19 protein-coding genes and 1 pseudogene are annotated in these 18,305 nt (G+C 44.0%); 10 read left to right on the top strand and 10 right to left on the bottom strand.

Going from position 1 to position 18,305, the window contains the following annotated elements:
- The first annotated feature begins 31 nt into the window (after positions 1-31).
- Positions 32-1,537, top strand: coding sequence for a leucyl aminopeptidase (locus tag AC1DIV_RS09645; protein WP_048687646.1), 1,506 nt, complete (start codon positions 32-34; stop codon positions 1,535-1,537).
- A 63-nt stretch (positions 1,538-1,600) separates the two neighbouring features.
- Here AC1DIV_RS09645 and AC1DIV_RS09650 read toward each other — a convergent pair whose 3' ends face one another.
- On the bottom strand, positions 1,601-1,972 hold the full coding sequence (locus AC1DIV_RS09650; RefSeq protein WP_048687647.1) for a YuzC family spore coat inner layer protein: 372 nt from the start codon (positions 1,970-1,972) through the stop codon (positions 1,601-1,603).
- A 254-nt stretch (positions 1,973-2,226) separates the two neighbouring features.
- On the opposite strand from AC1DIV_RS09650, the gene AC1DIV_RS09655 reads away from it, so the two are divergent.
- From AC1DIV_RS09655 to AC1DIV_RS09680, 6 genes are all read left to right on the top strand, one after another.
- Positions 2,227-2,976, top strand: coding sequence for a GTP cyclohydrolase II (locus tag AC1DIV_RS09655; protein WP_340877994.1), 750 nt, complete (start codon positions 2,227-2,229; stop codon positions 2,974-2,976).
- A 13-nt stretch (positions 2,977-2,989) separates the two neighbouring features.
- On the top strand, positions 2,990-4,084 hold the full coding sequence (gene ribD, locus AC1DIV_RS09660) for a bifunctional diaminohydroxyphosphoribosylaminopyrimidine deaminase/5-amino-6-(5-phosphoribosylamino)uracil reductase RibD (protein WP_063595848.1): 1,095 nt from the start codon (positions 2,990-2,992) through the stop codon (positions 4,082-4,084).
- Between the two features lie 23 nt (positions 4,085-4,107).
- Positions 4,108-5,205 carry an FAD-dependent monooxygenase gene (locus tag AC1DIV_RS09665; protein WP_340877993.1) on the top strand — a complete coding sequence of 366 codons (1,098 nt, stop codon included), beginning with the start codon at positions 4,108-4,110 and terminating at the stop codon, positions 5,203-5,205.
- A 15-nt stretch (positions 5,206-5,220) separates the two neighbouring features.
- Positions 5,221-5,784: a 5' nucleotidase, NT5C type gene (locus tag AC1DIV_RS09670; protein WP_034310235.1), complete on the top strand. Its 564-nt coding sequence runs from the start codon at positions 5,221-5,223 to the stop codon at positions 5,782-5,784.
- Between the two features lie 115 nt (positions 5,785-5,899).
- Positions 5,900-6,298, top strand: a complete 399-nt coding sequence (locus tag AC1DIV_RS09675; protein ID WP_477576229.1) for a hotdog fold thioesterase — start codon at positions 5,900-5,902, stop codon at positions 6,296-6,298.
- 96 nt (positions 6,299-6,394) lie between these two features.
- Positions 6,395-7,114, top strand: a complete 720-nt coding sequence (locus tag AC1DIV_RS09680; protein ID WP_477576231.1) for an MOSC domain-containing protein — start codon at positions 6,395-6,397, stop codon at positions 7,112-7,114.
- Between the two features lie 53 nt (positions 7,115-7,167).
- On the opposite strand, the gene mnhG is transcribed toward AC1DIV_RS09680, so the two are convergent.
- Genes mnhG through AC1DIV_RS09715 form a run of 7 tightly spaced genes read right to left on the bottom strand, consistent with a single transcriptional unit; the run spans position 7,168 to position 12,896 of the window.
- The gene (mnhG, locus tag AC1DIV_RS09685; RefSeq protein ID WP_048687653.1) at positions 7,168-7,506 is read right to left on the bottom strand and encodes a monovalent cation/H(+) antiporter subunit G; all 339 of its coding nucleotides are present in this window, start codon (positions 7,504-7,506) and stop codon (positions 7,168-7,170) included.
- Entirely contained in the window at positions 7,490-7,762 is a 273-nt protein-coding gene (locus tag AC1DIV_RS09690; protein ID WP_477576272.1) for a Na(+)/H(+) antiporter subunit F1, read from the bottom strand. The genes mnhG and AC1DIV_RS09690 overlap by 17 nt, the downstream gene beginning before the upstream one ends.
- Before the next feature lie 11 nt (positions 7,763-7,773).
- Positions 7,774-8,250, bottom strand: coding sequence for a Na+/H+ antiporter subunit E (locus tag AC1DIV_RS09695; protein ID WP_063595851.1), 477 nt, complete (start codon positions 8,248-8,250; stop codon positions 7,774-7,776).
- 6 nt (positions 8,251-8,256) lie between these two features.
- Complete coding sequence (locus AC1DIV_RS09700) at positions 8,257-9,738, bottom strand: Na+/H+ antiporter subunit D (RefSeq protein ID WP_477576233.1); 1,482 nt, start codon at positions 9,736-9,738, stop codon at positions 8,257-8,259.
- Positions 9,731-10,072, bottom strand: coding sequence for a Na(+)/H(+) antiporter subunit C (locus tag AC1DIV_RS09705; protein ID WP_406593124.1), 342 nt, complete (start codon positions 10,070-10,072; stop codon positions 9,731-9,733). The genes AC1DIV_RS09700 and AC1DIV_RS09705 overlap by 8 nt, the downstream gene beginning before the upstream one ends.
- Positions 10,072-10,494 (bottom strand): Na(+)/H(+) antiporter subunit B, encoded by a 423-nt coding sequence (locus tag AC1DIV_RS09710; RefSeq protein WP_034310256.1) that lies wholly within the window; start codon positions 10,492-10,494, stop codon positions 10,072-10,074. Before AC1DIV_RS09710 ends, AC1DIV_RS09705 begins: the two co-directional genes overlap by 1 nt.
- A complete protein-coding gene (locus tag AC1DIV_RS09715; protein ID WP_477576235.1) occupies positions 10,491-12,896 on the bottom strand; it encodes a Na+/H+ antiporter subunit A in 2,406 nt (801 codons plus the stop codon). The genes AC1DIV_RS09710 and AC1DIV_RS09715 overlap by 4 nt, the downstream gene beginning before the upstream one ends.
- Positions 12,897-13,356: 460 nt before the next feature.
- Between AC1DIV_RS09715 and AC1DIV_RS09720 the strand changes: the two are divergent.
- A pseudogene (locus AC1DIV_RS09720) lies at positions 13,357-13,787 on the top strand (DUF5366 family protein).
- A gap of 522 nt (positions 13,788-14,309) precedes the next feature.
- Here the strand turns inward: AC1DIV_RS09720 and AC1DIV_RS09725 are convergent.
- Complete coding sequence (locus AC1DIV_RS09725) at positions 14,310-16,169, bottom strand: transglycosylase domain-containing protein (RefSeq protein WP_477576236.1); 1,860 nt, start codon at positions 16,167-16,169, stop codon at positions 14,310-14,312.
- A gap of 258 nt (positions 16,170-16,427) precedes the next feature.
- Here AC1DIV_RS09725 and kapD point away from each other — a divergent pair, with 258 nt between their 5' ends.
- Positions 16,428-17,051 (top strand): 3'-5' exonuclease KapD, encoded by a 624-nt coding sequence (gene kapD / locus AC1DIV_RS09730; protein ID WP_477576238.1) that lies wholly within the window; start codon positions 16,428-16,430, stop codon positions 17,049-17,051.
- Between the two features lie 37 nt (positions 17,052-17,088).
- Here the strand turns inward: kapD and kapB are convergent, their stop codons facing one another.
- Positions 17,089-17,475, bottom strand: coding sequence for a kinase-associated lipoprotein KapB (gene kapB / locus AC1DIV_RS09735; RefSeq protein ID WP_034310268.1), 387 nt, complete (start codon positions 17,473-17,475; stop codon positions 17,089-17,091).
- A 178-nt stretch (positions 17,476-17,653) separates the two neighbouring features.
- Between kapB and AC1DIV_RS09740 the strand changes: the two genes are divergently transcribed.
- Positions 17,654-18,244: a peptidylprolyl isomerase gene (locus AC1DIV_RS09740; protein WP_034310270.1), complete on the top strand. Its 591-nt coding sequence runs from the start codon at positions 17,654-17,656 to the stop codon at positions 18,242-18,244.
- Positions 18,245-18,305 lie beyond the last annotated feature (61 nt).

An 18,305-nucleotide genomic window follows, 5' to 3' on the forward strand; every position in this document is an offset into this window, starting at 1 on the left:
ATGAATGTAATAGAATGGAGGAGGTAGCAGAATGTTCACAGTAAAAAATTCCTTAAATATAGATTTGATTGATGAATGCCTGATTCTAGGCGTATTTGACAGACCCGTAAAGTTCACAGGGATAGGAAAAGAAGCGGATGAACGATTGGATGGCCAGCTGACAGAGTTAGTGAAAGCCGGGGAAATTTCCTCCAAGAAAAAATCAGTGGTCAAAATACATACATTAGGTAAATTAAGCGTAAAGAGATTGATTTTTGTAGGATTGGGCAAGGAAAAGGAGCTATCTTTTGAAACGCTCCGCGAAGCGTTGGGAAAAGCGCGTAAGACGATTAATGAATCAAAGATTACGACACTTTCGATCGCGTTGGATACATTCACGACTGAAAATCTGGATGCATTGGACGCAGCGCACGCTTGTTCCGAGGCTTTTGAACTTGCTTCCTATAAGTTTGACGGATACAAGCAAAAATCGAACCAGGTCGAAAAAAGCCTTGAATCGATTACGGTGTACAGTGAATTTGATCAAGAAGAGGTCGGTGCCGCGCTTCATGTAGGGAGGATCTTCGGAAGGGCGACGAACTCAGCGAGAACTTTGGTCAATACACCAGGCAATTTGCTGACTTCCACGGATTTGGCGAATTATTCATCTGCCTTGGGCGAACGTTATGGTTTTGAAGTGGAGATCCTCGAGAAGGAAGACATGCTCAAGCTGGGAATGGGCGCACTCCTTGCTGTCAATAAAGGTTCGGTCGAGCCTCCGAAAATGATCGTCCTGAAGTATCAAGGTAAGGATGAATGGAAGGATGTTATCGGGTTGGTCGGTAAAGGAATCACATTCGATACGGGTGGATACTCATTGAAAACGAAGGCTGGTATCGTTGGAATGAAGACGGATATGGGCGGTGCGGCAGCCGTTTTAGGTGCAATGGAAATCATCGGCGAATTGGGACCCGACCAAAATGTCGTGGCGGTCATTCCTTCCACCGATAACATGATCAGCGGCGATGCATTCAAGCCCGATGACGTGATCACTGCCATGAGCGGCAAGACGATAGAGGTATTGAACACGGATGCGGAAGGCCGTCTGGTTTTGGCGGATGCCATGACTTACGCTAAACATCATGGTGCTGACTATCTTATTGACGTTGCCACATTAACGGGTGGTGTCATAACGGCGCTGGGCATGGATATGACGGGTGCAATGACAAATGACACGGAGTTCTATGAACAAGTGGTCAAAGCCTCAGAGGAGGCAGGGGAGCCCATTTGGAGATTGCCGATTACGGAAAAGGATAAAGAGCGGGTACGCAATAGTAAAATGGCGGATTTGAATAATTCACCTGGAGGGGCGGGACATGCGATCATGGGCGGCGCCTTCATCGGTGAATTTGCCGAAGACACTCCGTGGGTCCATCTGGATATTGCCGGAACTTCCACAACCTCGAGCAACTCCGAATTGTGCACATCGGGGGCTACCGGTGTCATGGCACGCACGCTTGCACTATTGGTTGAAACCTTTGAAACGAAGACTAGATGAACCCAAATATCCGAAGCCGAAAATAGGCTTCGGTTTTTTTACCAAAAAGGTGTTGGATGGTCGTTATGCATCCCTCCATTTCAAGCTGACGATGATATGGCAATTTTCTTCCCCTTCTTTAGGATAGAAATCAAAACGGATACCATCGGGGTTATACGTGATATCAGGTTCGTTCTTAATTCCTATCTTTCGGATCATATCGATCACGACATTTTTTTGCGATGCTTGGGCAGCAGTCATCAACCGGTTCGAGAAAGGCTTGGATGTGGCTATGGTATCCATGACTTTTTTTACATCAAGCATCAAAGATTGCGAGGTCTTTGCCGATTTGACTAGCAGATCTGGATTGGGTGCCGAGTAGGGACGCAATGGCCGATTCCTGGCGTGAGGCGGAAATAAGATAGGATCATATAAAAAATAAGGGAAATCCTCCAAAAGGTTTCCTTCCTTTCATTAGGTCTGTCTATAGACAGGTTTTCGTTATACGTTAAAATATGTATAAAGGCCAGCCGATATGATAGCGGTTTGTGAATGACCTTTTTCTGCAAAAAAACTTCTTGAAAATTATGATCAAAGACACACTATTATTTGTAAACTGCTTCATTGACAGGTATAGTGTATAGTAATATACTTACTTACCTAAAGTAAGGAGAAGATACACTATAAATTATAAAATAGGTGATGTTAACATGAAAATAACCCAGGAAACAAAAGACCTTTTAATAGATAAAATGAATATCATCAAAACCCCCGGTAAAGCTGATATATGCCTTGTGGGACCTGTGAACCTGCCGGTTGAACAAGGAGATTTCTCAACGGTTTTCCAATGGTATACATGGCTTCAGCTTGAAGGCGCGGATAATGAAAAGGATACGGTGCTTGATTCGCTTTCGGAAGCGAACCTCGCTTTTGGACAGCAATCCTCCGTATTGGTTTATGGTGATTTTAAAAAGTCGGAGGATGCACTTGTCCGGATGCATAGCATCTGCCACACAGGTGATATCTTCGGCAGTAAACGCTGTGATTGCGGCTACCAGCTCCACCAATCGATGAAGATGATAGCCGAGCATGGGTGCGGGGCCATTTTTTACCTTGCGGACCATGAAGGAAGAGGGATTGGCCTGTTTTCCAAATCCCTTGCCTATTTGCTTCAGCAGGAAGGTTATGACACGGTCGAGGCGAATGAGGCTTTAGGATTCGAAGACGATACGCGATCTTACGAGGGAGCCATTCGCGTATTGAGGGAACTGCGTAAGGATCCGGTGACTTTAATCACGAACAACCCCAAAAAGCTGGATGCCCTCATGAAGCATGGACTTGCGGCAAAGGACCATATTCCGCTTTGGGGCGGTTTGACGGAGGATAATAGTTTCTATCTCGATACAAAGGTTAAGAAGTCTGGACATATTCCCAAAAAGAAGCCAACTTTGATTGTATAAGGAGAGCTATAGAATGAATGATGATCAATATTACATGAAGCTGGCACTGGATTTGGCAGCCAGTGCTAAAGGAAAGACGAATCCAAATCCAGTGGTCGGGGCAGTCATAGTGAAAGACGGTGTGATAGCCGGGACAGGGATCCACCGTAAAGCGGGTGAACCGCATGCGGAAGTACATGCTTTCAAAATGGCGGGTGAGTATGCAGAAGGTGCAACGCTTTATGTGACTCTTGAGCCTTGTTCCCATTATGGAAAGACGCCTCCTTGTGCAAATTTGGTGAGAGAATCAGGTGTCCGGCGAGTGGTGGTTGCGACTCAAGATCCGAATCCGGAAGTGGCCGGCAGAGGGATATCGATCATAAAGGATGCAGGCATTGAAGTCGAAGTCGGCGTCCTGGAAAAGGAAGCTCAAAGGCTGAATGAGCGTTTCATTCACAATATGCTGACGGATCGTCCATTTGTCATATCGAAGTATGCGATGACACTCGATGGAAAACTTGCAACCCACACAGGCCATTCAAAGTGGATAACAGGAGAAGACTCACGTCATTCCGTTCATTTGCTTCGTGATGAGGTGGATGCCATCCTAGTTGGTATCGGGACTGTGTTGGCCGATGATCCATCACTGACGACCAGACTTCCGGAGGGCGGAGGGAAAAATCCGATCCGGATCATTTTAGACAGTGAATTACGGGTTCCGTTGGATGCCAAAGTTGTACAAGTATCAGATGCGAAGACCTTGATCGTAACGCAGGAAAATGCACCTGCGGATAAAATGGACCTTTTACGTGAAAAAGGGATTGAATTCATTTTCGTCCCCAAAAACGAGACTGGACTGAATCTAAAGGCATTAATGGAAGAGCTGTATAAAAAGGGGATTACGGATGTCTTGCTGGAAGGCGGAAGCGAAGTGAATGCCTCATTCCTTAGGGAAGGGCTCATCGATAAATACTTGATTTATATAGCCCCTAAACTATTGGGCGGTAGAAACTCACTAACACCGTATACTGGCATGAATGTGGATACGATGGATGAAGCGATGGATGTTTCCTTCTCTGGCGTGGAAACGTTTGGTGAGGACATACGCATCACGGCTTATCCTAAATAAAAATAGACAACAGGTGAAGAGGCATGAAGGTTAAATCAGATGTATGCATAGTCGGTTCAGGTCCTGGAGGTGCCCTGCTGGCTTACCTATTGGCCAAGCAGGACATTTCAGTCGTATTGCTTGAAAGGCATCCTGAAGTTTCAAGGGAGTTCAGGGGCGAGTTCTTGAATGATGAAGGAGTGGGCATTCTTAAAAAGCACGGTTTATTCAATAGTGTGGAAAAACTTGGCTTGCTTAGGATGGAACAAATTGAATATTGGCATGACGGCCAAATATTCAAAATCATTTTCCCAGAATGGCCTGTCGATCATGTTGGGATACATGTCCCTCAAAACCATCTGCTTACAGCCATATTGAATGAGGCCGAAAAGCTGGATTCCTTTCAATTGATGATGAATACGAGGGTTACCGGCTTGATGCAGAATGAAATGGGCCGTTTTACGGGTGTCAAGGCCCGTAATGGCGGGAATGACCTTGAAGTGCAAAGTCCATTGATAATCGGAGCGGACGGCAGGTTTTCCATCGTTCGAAAAAAAGCGGGAATACCAGTCGAGATTAAAGATCATGGCTATGATTTACTGTGGGCAAAAATTCCTGCTCCGGAGGGGTGGAGGCCTTCGATCAAGATGGCATTGGTCAATGGCTCCCAGGTTGCCCTCTTCACCCAGGCCGGAGGTTTCATCCAAATTGGCTGGAATATAGAGCATGGTTCATTTCCCCATTTGCGAAAACAGCATTTTGAACCGTTCATTGAAGATTTGCTTCTTGCCTTTCCTGAATTAAAAAAGGTTGTGTGTGAAAATATCCGCTCTTGGCAGGACTTCATTTTATTGGATGTTTACAGCAGCTATTGTGAAACGTGGACAAAGGATGGCGTTGCTTTATTAGGTGATGCAGCCCATACGATGACGCCTACAGGTGCGTTCGGACTCAATTGTGCCATGAAGGATGCCGATATATTGGCCGAGCTTATTTCTGGATGCATCCTGCAGGGGGATACTGGCTTCCTTGGACTTAAAATGGCTGAGCCAAAAAGAAAAGCCGAGATTGAAAGATTACAGGCCGTTCAGGTGGACAAGGAGATGTCCTTCGCATCACAGTTTGCCGCCGCTTATGTTTGAATAGGAGTGAAGGATATGAAATTCGGTTTTGATATTGACGATACCCTTATTAACTTGAGGGAGTTCGCGTTCCATCTTTATAATGAAAAGCTTAATACGAACATAGAGTTAACGAAATTCAGGGCTTTAAAGACGTTGGAGATCCATGAAGCTTTCGGGCTTGATAAAGAGGCTGGGGGCAAGATGTGGAACAGCCTGGCCGATGAAGTGTATTATTCATCCTGTCCAGCCTTCGAGGGCGCAGTGGAAACGCTGCAGGAGCTTGAACGCGATGGCCACGAAATCTATTACATTACCGCCAGAAAAGCGGAGCATGGTGAACGGACGAAAAAATGGCTGATCGAAAACGGCTTTCCGGTTAAGGATGACCATTTTTACTGCGGGATGAAGGATCATGAAAAAATTGATACGATCCGCAAATTGGAATTGGATTATTATTTTGATGATAAACCGGCGGTGCTGGAAACGTTATTGGATATTCCAACGAAAGTGTATGCAATGGATAACTCCTATAACAGGGAATTGGATATTCCAAGACTGACAAGCTGGTTTGAATTAAAAGAAATCCTCTCCAAATAATACATTTACATGATTGACGGATGACTTGATAGACTTGGGTCATCCTTTTTTTGTATACTAATATGAATAGCGGTTCATTTTTTGCTAAAAAAACAAGAGAGTCGGGGGTAATGGGATGGAGAGAAATATTGAAAAGTCATTGATAGGCACGCTTGGGATTGAAATGAAAGAAGTCGGCGAGGGGAAAGTCATTGCGACGATGCCTGTGGATGAACGTACTAGGCAGCCGTATGGTTTATTGCATGGTGGAGCGTCCGTTGCGCTTGCGGAATCCGTTGCAAGCTTTGGAGGGATGATGCTGGTAGATCGTACAAAACAAGCTGTCGTCGGCCTTGAAATCAATGCCAATCATATTAGGGGCGTCCGTTCAGGTGTTGTTACCGCAGAAGGGAACATCATCCATCGCGGGAAGACGACGATGGTGTGGGACGTGAAGATCCGTGATGAAGAGGATCATCTTATCTGCATTTCACGCTGTACATTGGCCGTTATCGACTTACCGAAGTCAAAGTGAATCAAAAGAACAACGTAAATTGGCGCAATGATTCTACATTATCCGGTTTACGTATAATATGGCAGTAGACTATTGTATGAAAAGAGGTTTTTTTTTATGCTGGTGGGTCATATACAAGAAATCACCCGTCATCCTGTAAAATCATTCACTGGTGAACAGGTACAGAAAACGAAGGTGATGGACTATGGGCTATATGGAGATCGCAGCCATGCCTTTAAAGGCAAAAATGGGAAGTTCCTGACGATAACCCAAGTCCCGGAAATGGTCCGTTATCAAGCTGCTTTTTCTGGTGAGGAAGCACTTGACCAATATCCGGAAATCCAAGTGAAGACCCCTTCAGGAAACGTTTTGACATGGGGAGAGGGAGCCTTTCAGCAGGAAATGGAACGGTTGTTGAAACAGGAGGCAGAACCGGTTGTTTATCATCCTGCACATATTCCGTTAGGTGCGATTGAAGAAGAAAACATCCTGCTTGTCAGTGATGCCTCGATTGGCGAATTGACCAAGCTTTGGGGAAAAGAACTGGATGGCAGGAGATTCAGGCAAAATTTGATTATATCCTTAGTGAATAAAACCCCCTTTTTAGAAGAGCAATGGTTCGGAAAAAGGATTCTAATCGGAAATGAAGTGGAATTGAAGATCAAAAGGCATTGTGAGCGCTGTATGATCATAACTGTCGATCCAAGCGATTCACGCAGAGATCCATCATTGCTGAAAACTGTCGTCAAGGAAAGGGAAAATCATTTTGGCGTATATGCCTCGGTCATGCAAACAGGTGAAATCAGAGTGGGCGACCAGGTATTTTTAAAAGATTGAAACAGAAAAGAGCTGCTCCTGTAATCAGGGCAGCTCTTTTGCAATGGCAGGGATCACCGGGTTTTCTTTAAATCATCCTGGACACTCCGATCCCACATTTTTACACCCGTATGATAAGCCGAGCGCATGATTAAATGTCCGGCAACAGGACTGGTCATGAAGATGAAGATGATCGCGAGCACGACCCGGAAATCGAAATGGCTATGTTTATAATAAAAATATAACAAGGTGCCGATCAGGATGAACATGATTCCAAGTGTCGAGCTTTTTGAGGCAGCGTGATTTCTTGTATAGACGTCGGGAAGCCGGATGATCCCGAAAGCCGAGACTAAAAAGAGAAAGACTCCCATTAATAGGAATAGGGCCGATAGGATTTCAACGATTGCGGTCATCTTCGATTATCTCCCCTTTCTCAAGGAATTTGGCGAAAGCGACCGTTCCGATGAAAGATAGGATTCCGAGCAGAAGAATGGCTTCCAGGTATGCGCTTGTATCCATGAGGATAGAGGCAAGTGCAACGATTGCGATAAGATTGATTCCCATTGCATCGAGTGCGATGACCCGATCCGGTACGGAAGGCCCTTTGATTAAACGGTATAAGAATCCAATCATGGAAAGCGAAACACCGAGCAACGCGATTTTAAGCATTAGATCGAACATTATTTGCCCACCTCCATAATCGCTTTTTCAAATGTATTTTTAATGCTGTCCACAGCCTCTTCCTTGTCGGCAATATCCATCGCGTGGATATAAAGAATCCGATTATCTTCCGATACCTCAACGACAAGTGTTCCTGGTGTAAGTGTAATTAAATTCGATAGTATCGTAATTTCCCAATCCTTGGTCAGAACGGTTTCAAATGCGAATATGCCAGGCCTCATATCCAGGCTCGGTTTAAGCACGGCCTTAAGGACGCTAATGTTGGAAAGTATGAGTTCCCTTGCGAATATGAGCAGCAATAGAACGACGGCATTCACCCTTTTCAAGTAAAAACGATCATTGAAAAAATGACGGAAGACGAACATGATGCCGAGCCCCAATATATATCCGATGATAAAAGTGCTCCCGTTAAACTCATTTTTTAAAAACATCCAGATAAACGCAAGGAACACATTCAGTAAAATTTGGAATGACATCAGGCACTACTCCTTTAAAACCGCTTTGTTATAGATTTCGGGATTCATTAATGAATCTACAGCTTGTGTAATGTATGGGTAAACCGATTCTGTCCCTATTCCGAATAAAACGGAAATGATGACGAGGAGGACTGCCGGAACCAGCATTTTATTGACCTTTCCATTAGTTAAGGCATAATCAGCTTTTGGAGTTCCCCAAAAGCCATGCATGAATATTTTCATGACGGAATACAGGACCATCAAGCTTGAAATTAAGACAACGGCCATTCCCAAGTATGCCCCTTTTTCTGCAGCTCCCTGAAGAATAAGGAGCTTGCCGGAAAAACCGCTGAACGGCGGGATTCCCGCCAATGATATGGCCGCTATGAAGAAGGTCCATGCAACGGCAGGGTATTGCTTGATCAAGCCGCCCATGTCCCGTAAATCATCCGATCCGCTGATTTTGATCATGATGCCTACCAGCAGGAAGAGTGCAGCCTTGATCAGCATGTCATGAATGATATATAGAATGGAACCCGATAAGGCCTGTTCATTCATGACGGAGATGCCGAATAGAATAACCCCGACGGCGATGATGATATTGTAAATGATGATTTTTTTTACATCCCAATAAGCTATCGCACCAATGACACCGATGATGATGGTCAAGATTGCAAGTATCGCAAGGAATGTATGGGTGAAATCCTGGTCATGATAAAACATCAGTGTATAGGTCCGGAAAATGGAATAGATCCCGACCTTTGTCAGCAATGCCCCGAATAGAGCCATCACTGGAATGGGCGGAGCATAATAAGAACCAGGCAGCCATTGGAAAAGCGGGAAAATGGCTCCCTTCAAACCGAAGACGATCAGAAAGCCAATCGCTATCACCGAGATGATTCCAGGCTGGTTGACTTCCGTTATCCTTTGACTGATGTCCGCCATGTTCAATGTTCCTACGACTGAATAAAGATAAGCCACCATGATGACGAAAAAGGAAGAGGATAGTACATTGACGATGATATACTTCAATGATTCCCTCAGCTGGATTTTCGTACCTCCCAGTACAAGCAGCACGTAGGAAGCCATCAGCATGACTTCGAAGAATACGAATAGATTGAAAAGATCCCCCGTAAGGAAGGCACCGTTTACCCCGATCAGCAAAAATTGGAATACAGGATAGTAATAATGTCTTTCCCGTTCTTCCCCTATGGAGTAAAACGAGTAAAGCAGTATGGCCAATCCAATGATATTCGTGGTCAGTACGAGCAGCGAAGATAGCATATCTGCGACGATCACGATCCCGAATGGCGCATCCCAGCTGCCGACGCCTAAAGTCAAGATCCCTTGAGTACGGACCGTAAACACTAGATAAAGGGAAATTACAATTCCGATAAAAGAGGAAAAAAGCGATATCCCTCTTTGCAGCTTGATTTTTTTTGCAAAGAAAATGAGCAGGATGCCTGTGAAAAGCGGCCATAAAACAGGCATGAAAGTAAGATTATTCATTCGTTTCCGTACCTCTCATTTCTTCCATGTCATCCGTACCGAGTTCCTGGTAGGTCCGATAAGCAAGTACCAGCAGAAATGATGTGACTCCGAAACTGATGACGATCGCCGTCAAGATAAGCGCTTGCGGAAGCGGATCGACATAGGATGCAGCTTTATCACTCAGCAATGGAACGGAACCGCCTTTCAAACCGCCCATCGTCAAAATCAAAAGGTGGGCGCCGTGACTGAGCAGCCCAGTACCGATTATGATTCTTAAAATGCTTTTGGAAAGCATTAAATAGGTCGCACACATAAATAGTATTCCAATGACAAATGCCATTAAAAGTTCCATTATTCACTCTCCCCTATCGTTTGAATAATGGTCATCGTTACACCAACAACCACAAGATAAACACCCAGATCAAAAAGTACCGCGGTATGAAGCGAGATGTGCCCAAGAAGCGGTAAATCAACATATTGATAAACATGTGTCATGAGGGGCACCCCGAACACCAGCCCACCGGCTACAGTCAGGCTTGATATGAACAGGCCTGAACCGATCATTAACTTATAGTCAATAGGCAAAATGCCGGTGACGGTTTTAATGTCGAAAGCGAGCAACAGCAGGACTATGGCGGCTGAAGTCATTAAACCGCCTACAAACCCGCCGCCTGGTGAATAATGCCCGCCTAAAAAGATGGCTACCGCAAACAGCAAGATAACAAAGGCGGCGACTTTCGTAACTGTTTGGAGAATCAGGTCATTTTGCTTCATGATTTATCTTTCCCCCCTGTCAAACGCAATTTGATCATCGCGAATATTCCGAGCGCAGCGATGGAAAGGACAGTGATTTCAAACATCGTATCAAGTCCGCGGAAGTCAACGAGAATGACATTTACGACGTTTTTCCCGCCTGCTTCCTTATAAGCATTTTCAAGATAGTAACTGGATATGGAATCAAATAGTTTATTGCTATGTGCCGATAAGGCGATCAATGTGACGATGACTCCTACACCAATGGATATCATGGCATTATTCAACTTGAACGTCATCCGTTCTTCCTTTCTGCTTGCCATTAACGGGAGGTGGAAGAAACAGAGCAAAAACAGCGATACCGAAATCGTTTCGATGACTAGTTGAGTCAAGGCTAAATCCGGTGCCCGCAGCAAAACGAAAAATAGGGAAATCGTATAACCGACGGCTCCTAAGATGATAATGGAAGTTAAACGGGATCTTGCAAACAGAATGGCGACCGAGCCAATCACGATGATTCCGGCTAATACCAATTCATATATGCCGATCGGGGCAAAATTCCCTGCATCCAATTTAAATGCATCCTTCCAATAGAGCGTAAAGCCCAAGGAAAGAATGAAGAAAAGGAAGATTGAAAGCAGATATGTCCGAATCGAACCTGTCATTAATACTTTCATGACGAAGGAAGCTGAACGTTCGAGCCCTCTTACCCCGTTATCATACAAAGCATTCAGGGAGATGCGTTCAGGAATCCACTGAGTGACTTTCTTCCACTTCGGAAGCGTTTTGTATAATAGAATTCCAAATGCTATGATGCCGATGGTCATCCATACTTCAGGTTCGAATCCATGCCAGAAGGCGATATGGACTTGGAAATCCGGTCCCGCCAAGCTTGGCTGTATGCTGGCTACTGCTGGTTTAATGATGGATGAAGACAGCAAGTTTGGAAAAATACCGAAAACGATGACCAACGAAGCAAGGATGATCGGGGATATCAGCATCCCGACCGGTGCCTCGTGGGGCTTTTTTTCCAAAAGTTGTAACTGAAGTTTGCCTGTAAAGGGTTTGAGCACGACAATCATGCTATAAATAAAAGTGAATACACTGGCTACCCATGCAACCACAGGGAACAGGACCCCCCATGTCTCCATATTGAAGATATCCAATTCCAATACATTCACCATGCTGGCCAGGAACATTTCCTTGCTCAAAAAACCATTGAAGGGCGGAAGTCCAGCCATTGAAAAAGCACCTATCACAGCGACGGTGAAAGTGATCGGCATCAACTGCATCAATCCGCCAAGCTTTCTGATATCACGCGTACCGGTTTCATGATCAATGATGCCTGCAACCATGAATAGGCTCCCTTTAAAGGTCGCATGATTAATCAAGTGGAATACTGCTGCAACCGTGGCTGCCAAGTATATATTTTCCCCCAATGTATCATAGTGGAGTGCCGCAGCACCAAGTCCCAAAAGCGACATGATCAATCCGAGCTGACTGATGGTGGAAAAAGCGAGAATCCCCTTCAAATCAGTCTGCTTGATTGCAGAGAATGAGCCCCAGAACAGGGTGATCAATCCGGCGATCGAAACGAGCCAGAACCATAATCCTGATTCTGCAAAAACAGGGCTTAATCGGGCAACCAAATAAATGCCAGCCTTGACCATTGTGGCGGAATGAAGGTAAGCACTGACGGGAGTAGGGGCTTCCATCGCGTCAGGAAGCCAAATATGGAACGGGAACTGTGCGGATTTAGTGAACGCGCCAAGCAGCACAAGCAAAAGTGCAGGAACGAAGAGCGAGTGGTCCATAAGTTCCCCGCTTTGGGCAATCAATTCACGTATGCTGAATGTGTTCCCCATAATGGAAAGGAGAATGATGCCTCCAAGCATGCTTAAGCCTCCAAGCACAGTGATCAGCAGCGATTTCTGCGCCCCGTAACGTGAACGCTCCCTCTCATTCCAATATCCTATCAATAGAAAAGATGATAAACTCGTGAATTCCCAAAACGAATAAAGGACTATTAGATTATCGGAAAGGACGACACCAAGCATCGCCCCCATGAAAAGCAAAAGGAAGACGTAAAATTGGTTCAGCTTTTCTTTCTCCTTCGATAAATAGAAAATTGAATAAAGAACGACAAGTGAACCAATACCTGTAATGAGCAAGGCAAACAAAAGCCCTAGTCCATCGACATAGAAATCAACATCTATTCCGAGAGAAGGAATCCATGTTGCGCTTTCCATAACGATATCCCCTTGTTTGGTCAAGGAAATGAACCTTGAAAAATAGGTGAAAAGGAGAATCGGTAAAATCAATACAAACCAACCTGTATGTATTTGTCGGAATAGTTTGTACAATAATGGTACAATAAGTGCTAATAGAAACGGTGATAATACCGCCCAATGAAGTAAAGACATAAACTCCCCCCCTTTTTTTAAAAACGAAGTCAGTCGTCTTATTATGCTTTTTTCACGCAATCCTAGACGTTAGGAAATCTTCGTTGAATATGTATTTTTTTATCGAATGCTGCCTCGATTAAAAGTATAACGCAATTTATGTGGGTTTGCATGGCTTTAAAAACGGTGAAGGCCAACTTGAATGATGTTTTATATATAGGTAGAAAAGGAGGGGGAACCGTCCTGAAAAATTTATTAAAAAAAGTTTTTCAACGGTGAATGAGTAGAGTATCCATTGTGAAATCGTGGATTATCTTGCATAATATAGGATAAAAGACACATGGATGGAGAAATCGTGAAAAACACCTATTTATTTAGCTATTTACCAATCATTTCAATCCTATTATTCAGCCTCTCCTTTGCCATTTATGGGGAAATGCAAATGCTCAAGTTATTTGGGAATTTGGGAATCTACCAAGGGATGCTGGAATTCTTTTCTGAAGCCGGCATCAAGCTGGCGCTGCTGATCGTATTGCTCCTTTTATTCTTCATGGTTTTTGCTGCATTGAAGCTGATCTCCGATACGATATTGGAGCTGTCTTTATTATTCTTTTCCAAGGATTCGGAGGGTAAAGCCCTGAACAGTGTAAGAAAGGGTCTGTCATTTATGTGATTGGCGGTGCCTGTTCATTGTTCAGCGTTCAATTCATCTTCGGGCTTGGGTCGATCTTTATCGCGACGAATGTCGTGGCTTTAATTTATTTTGTCAATAAGTTGAGCCCGAGCCTGAATTTGTCGAGGCTAGTGGGATTGGTCTTCTTTCCAATCTTCGTTTGGACGGCACTGATTTCAATAGTCGCTTATGCGGGATTGAAGCTCTATAACAGCGTCATTGCAAGTCTTCCCATATAGCGAAAAAGAAGGTGCCATTGCGGCACCTTACAGAATGTAGACAATAATGAGTTGCGTACAGTTTTTTTTGAGGAAATGTAAGAAGGTTGATTTCCACTCCAGGCACTCGCTTTCCGCGGGCGGTCCGGGAGCCTCCTCGGCGCCAGCGCCTGCGGGGTCTCCCTTTGACGCGCTTTTCCCGCAGGAGTCTCGTACCTTCCGCTCCAATCAACTTTGTTTTAGCATTTAGATGGAACTTCTTTTGTCGACAACAGGAAGGTGCCATCAGACTGTAGACAAACAAGATAATATCAAAGCAAGCGGCTAGCATTGTCTTGGCTAGCTGGTTATTCGCCAGGAGTGTCGCGAATTTTTTCAATCCATTGAGGTTTCATCCCCTGTAAAACAAATCATAGAGTAGACCATGTCTTGTTTTAAAATCATGGTAATAATTCCATGATCAAATCGTGTCAGGGATTGAGACTATTCCGAACCTCATTTTATTGACAAACTAAGAAGGTGCCATTGCGGCACCTTCTTTTTTCACTCGGCAGTCTGGCTGATATCTTTCCAAATCAATAGATGGGGTGAATGTGAATAAATGGATTGTAGATTGGATGGCTTGTCCCTTCCAATCCAAACCCCTGTTGTATAGTGTGCTGTCAGACCGACAAACCACATGTCTTTGACATCATTGGTCGTACCGGTTTTACCGCCGACATAATCTGTAGGAAAGTAGGCTTTGCGGGCTGTTCCGGATAGGGTTGTTTCATGGAGCAGCTGCCGCATCTTGGCTAAGGTGCGTTTGTTCCATATCTCCTTGGAGCGGTCTTTCCATTTATAAAGGACTTTACCTTCTTGGTCGGTGACTTTTGTAATGGCACGCGCTGGCTGATAGTTTCCGTCATGGAAGGAAGTATAGGCATTTGTGAGTTCAAGGGGACTCATGCCATATTCGAATCCGCCTATGGCCGAACTCGTATGGTGGTCTTTTTTGCTCACCTTTTTAAAGTCGAAAGCATCCAGGTACTTGAAACTCGTTTCCATCCCCGTCTTTTCAAAGAGTCGTATGGCGGGTGTGTTATAGGACTGAGCGAAGGCAGTTCTAAGTGTGACCATCCCATAGCTGTCGCCGCTATAATTCTTTGGACAATAGCTATTGCTGCAATAGCTTGCTCCGCTTACGAGCTGATTGATGTCAGCATCCGTTTCTTCTAAATAGGGAGCATAATCGAGAAGCGGCTTAATTGCTGACCCTGGCTGCCTATAGCTTTGGTATGCACGGTTGAAAGAATTTTTTTTATAATCTTTTCCCCCAATCAAAGAGACAAGCTCGTGCGTATGATGCTGTATAACCACTAAAGCTCCCTCGATATCATTGACACCAATTTTTGATTGTACAGCAGTCTTTGATTGTGTTTGCAGTTTAGTATCGAGTGCGGTATGGATGGTTACACCGGAATTCAAAAGCTTTTTGACCTTTTTATCCAACTCGGCTTCCGCGTTCTTACGTATAGCGACATCAGTGCTTTGCAGAGATTTGTCGAGACCCTCGGAGGATGCCACCAGGTTTTTCAATTCCTGATGAACATATGTCACGTAATCGGGATATAAGTCGACCGGGGTGGACAAGTCTAATTTAATCGTACTTTTGATAAGCTTTTCGTACTCGGACTGTTCTAAAGCACCATTGGCAACCATTTGTTCCAGCATTCTCTCCTGACGCTTTTTCGTCGCATCGAAATGTTCAAGGGGATTATAGTATTCCGGATTATTAGGGATTGCGGCAAGGAAGGCAAGTTCCGCCTTGGTTAACTCTCCAGTCGGTTTACTGAAATAATATTGGGAAGCAGCTTCGATTCCATAAGCTCCATTACTGAAATAGATGGCATTCAAATACAGCTCCATGATTTCCGGTTTTGATTTTTTTCGCTCTATCTGATAGGCATAAATGAGTTCGCTGAGTTTTCGGTTATATGTCCTATCATGTGATAGATAAACATTCCTGGCCAGTTGCTGGGTAATGGTACTGCCGCCTTGTTCGATTGTTTTATTTTGTGAATTGATAAGAAGCGCCCTGCTTATGCCGGATAGGTCGATTCCTGCATGATCATAAAATTTCTGGTCCTCTGTAACGATGAACAGATTTTCCAGGAAAAGGGGGATGTCTTCAAGTTTTAAGTAAGTCCGTTTCTCACCAGTGGAAATTTCACTGATGACCTTTCCATTTGCGGCCTTCATGTAACTATTCTGAGCCAGTTCTATCGATTCAACAGGAATCCGCTCGTCGAGTACATGATAGGGAGATTGCGCTAAGGACCACTCCTGATTGGAAAGGAAAATGAAAAGGATCAATACGGGAACTAAGAGGGAAATCGTGATATAGCCAAGATACGTGCGCATAGTTCAACTTCCTAACTAATATATTTTTAGTATGTCCTTGGAATGAAGGAATGAAAAAATGGTACTTTTGGTTCATTCATCCATCATAATCCAAAAAAGGTAGACAATAAAGAGTTTTGGGTAAATTAGGTATGACGGCGAGCGCGGTATCCGAATGGCAAAGAAATAACTTTCTAAATCTTCTGTTATAATAATCTCGTGAGAAAAAACCATGTTTGTTTATATGTTGATGTCAGGAATATGAAGGGGGTCATAAAAATGGAGGAACAACAGCAATATGTATTCATAGATTTTGAATTTACGATGCCGGAAGGAAAAGCCAATCCAACGGGGTTTTATCCGGAAATCATTGAGGTTGGTTTAGTCACCGTCATTAATGAGACCATTGAGGAACAATTCTCATCTTTTGTTAACCCAGTGAAATTTCCAGTTTTAACGGGAAGGTGCAAGAAGTTCTTGAACATTACCCAGGATCAGGTGGACCGGGGGATTTCATTTGAAGAGCTGGTTGCGTTATTGAAGAAAATAGATGAACAGCACCCGACGACGATTGTTACTTGGGGAAATATGGACATGAAGGTGCTTCGCCAGAATTGTCAGAAGGCAGGATTGGATTTCCCTTTTTCAGGGAAGGAAAATGATCTATGCCTGGAGTATAAACGCTTTTTCGGGGATCAAAATCAAACCGGACTTTGGAAAGCTGTACAGGCCTATGGCAAAGAAGGGACAGGCAAGCATCATAAGGCTCTCGATGATGCGATTACGACATATAATATCTTTAAGTTAGTGGAGAAAGATAAAAGTTATATGAAAAATCATGAACCGACGACAATTGGCGACCGCATTGATTTATCAAAGGTATTGAATCATTTAGTGTTATAAAAGCCAAATCATATACTACTGATTTGGCTTTTAAGCTTTATTTGAAATAATCCGCCGCTAGATCTTCAAGCAACTGTAAGCTTTTATCATTCCACTCTGTTTGGGCTTCGCTTAAAGTGCCTTTCATTTTATCAACAGCTTCTCTTAAGGATTCCTTATACTCCGGAATCTCCTCATCGAAAGTCCTTACCATATTTTTTGGTACATTGGTTTGTTCCCGGAATGCAAGAGCACGCCGCTGATGGAACATGGACACTTCCGTTTGCTTCGGGTTATGAAGATCTCCTTGCATGGGGTGCTTCAAAACAGCCAACACTTTAACAAGATATGCAGCAGGTCTGATATCGGTGACTTCCCCGATGTATTTTCCAGTTTTATATATGGCGGTAACCTTATCGCCGATTTTAAAATCCTGTTCTGACATTTCCCTACCACCTTTCTTTTAACTTCCTTCATGATACATAAGAACAACGATTTTTTACAGCGAATTTGTTCAATTTCGTAAAGATGCTTTTTTTATGAAAATCGTGTAAAGTGTACAAATGAAGATGGAAAATGGTGTTTCATGCCATTTTATTTTAAAAAGAAAGAGGTTATGTACAATGACAAACTTTCCGCAATTAACAAGTGAAGTTTTGGAAAATGAAAAAGCGGTCATCATGCAAACGACGATGGGCGATATTAAAATTAAACTATTCCCTGAACTGGCTCCAAAGACAGTGGAGAATTTCTTGACACATGCTGAAAACGGTTATTACGAAGGAATCATCTTCCACCGTGTCATCAAGGATTTCATGCTTCAAGGCGGAGATCCGACAGGGACTGGAATGGGTGGAGAAAGTATTTGGGGAGCTCCATTTGAGGACGAGTTCTCCATGCAATTATTCAATTTGCGCGGAGCTCTTTCCATGGCTAATGCAGGCCCGGGAACAAACGGCAGCCAATTCTTCGTCGTACAAGCCCAGCACGTGGACAGCAGGATGGGTGAGCAAATGAAGCAAGCCGGTTATCCGGAAGAAATCATCAGTGCTTATATGGAACAAGGAGGCACACCATGGCTGGATCATAAACACTCTGTTTTTGGACAAGTGGTCGAAGGCATGGACGTTGTTGATACGATTGCTAACGTAGAGACAGTTGCGGGAGACAAGCCAGCAGTGGACGTTGTCATTAAAGGGATCACCATTTTATAAATAAAAGATAAGCGAGGGGCTCAGTGCCTCTCGTTTTTTATGTTTTAGTGGATTAGGCCCA

The sequence above is a fragment of the Peribacillus sp. 05N428 genome, from assembly GCF_056397085.1.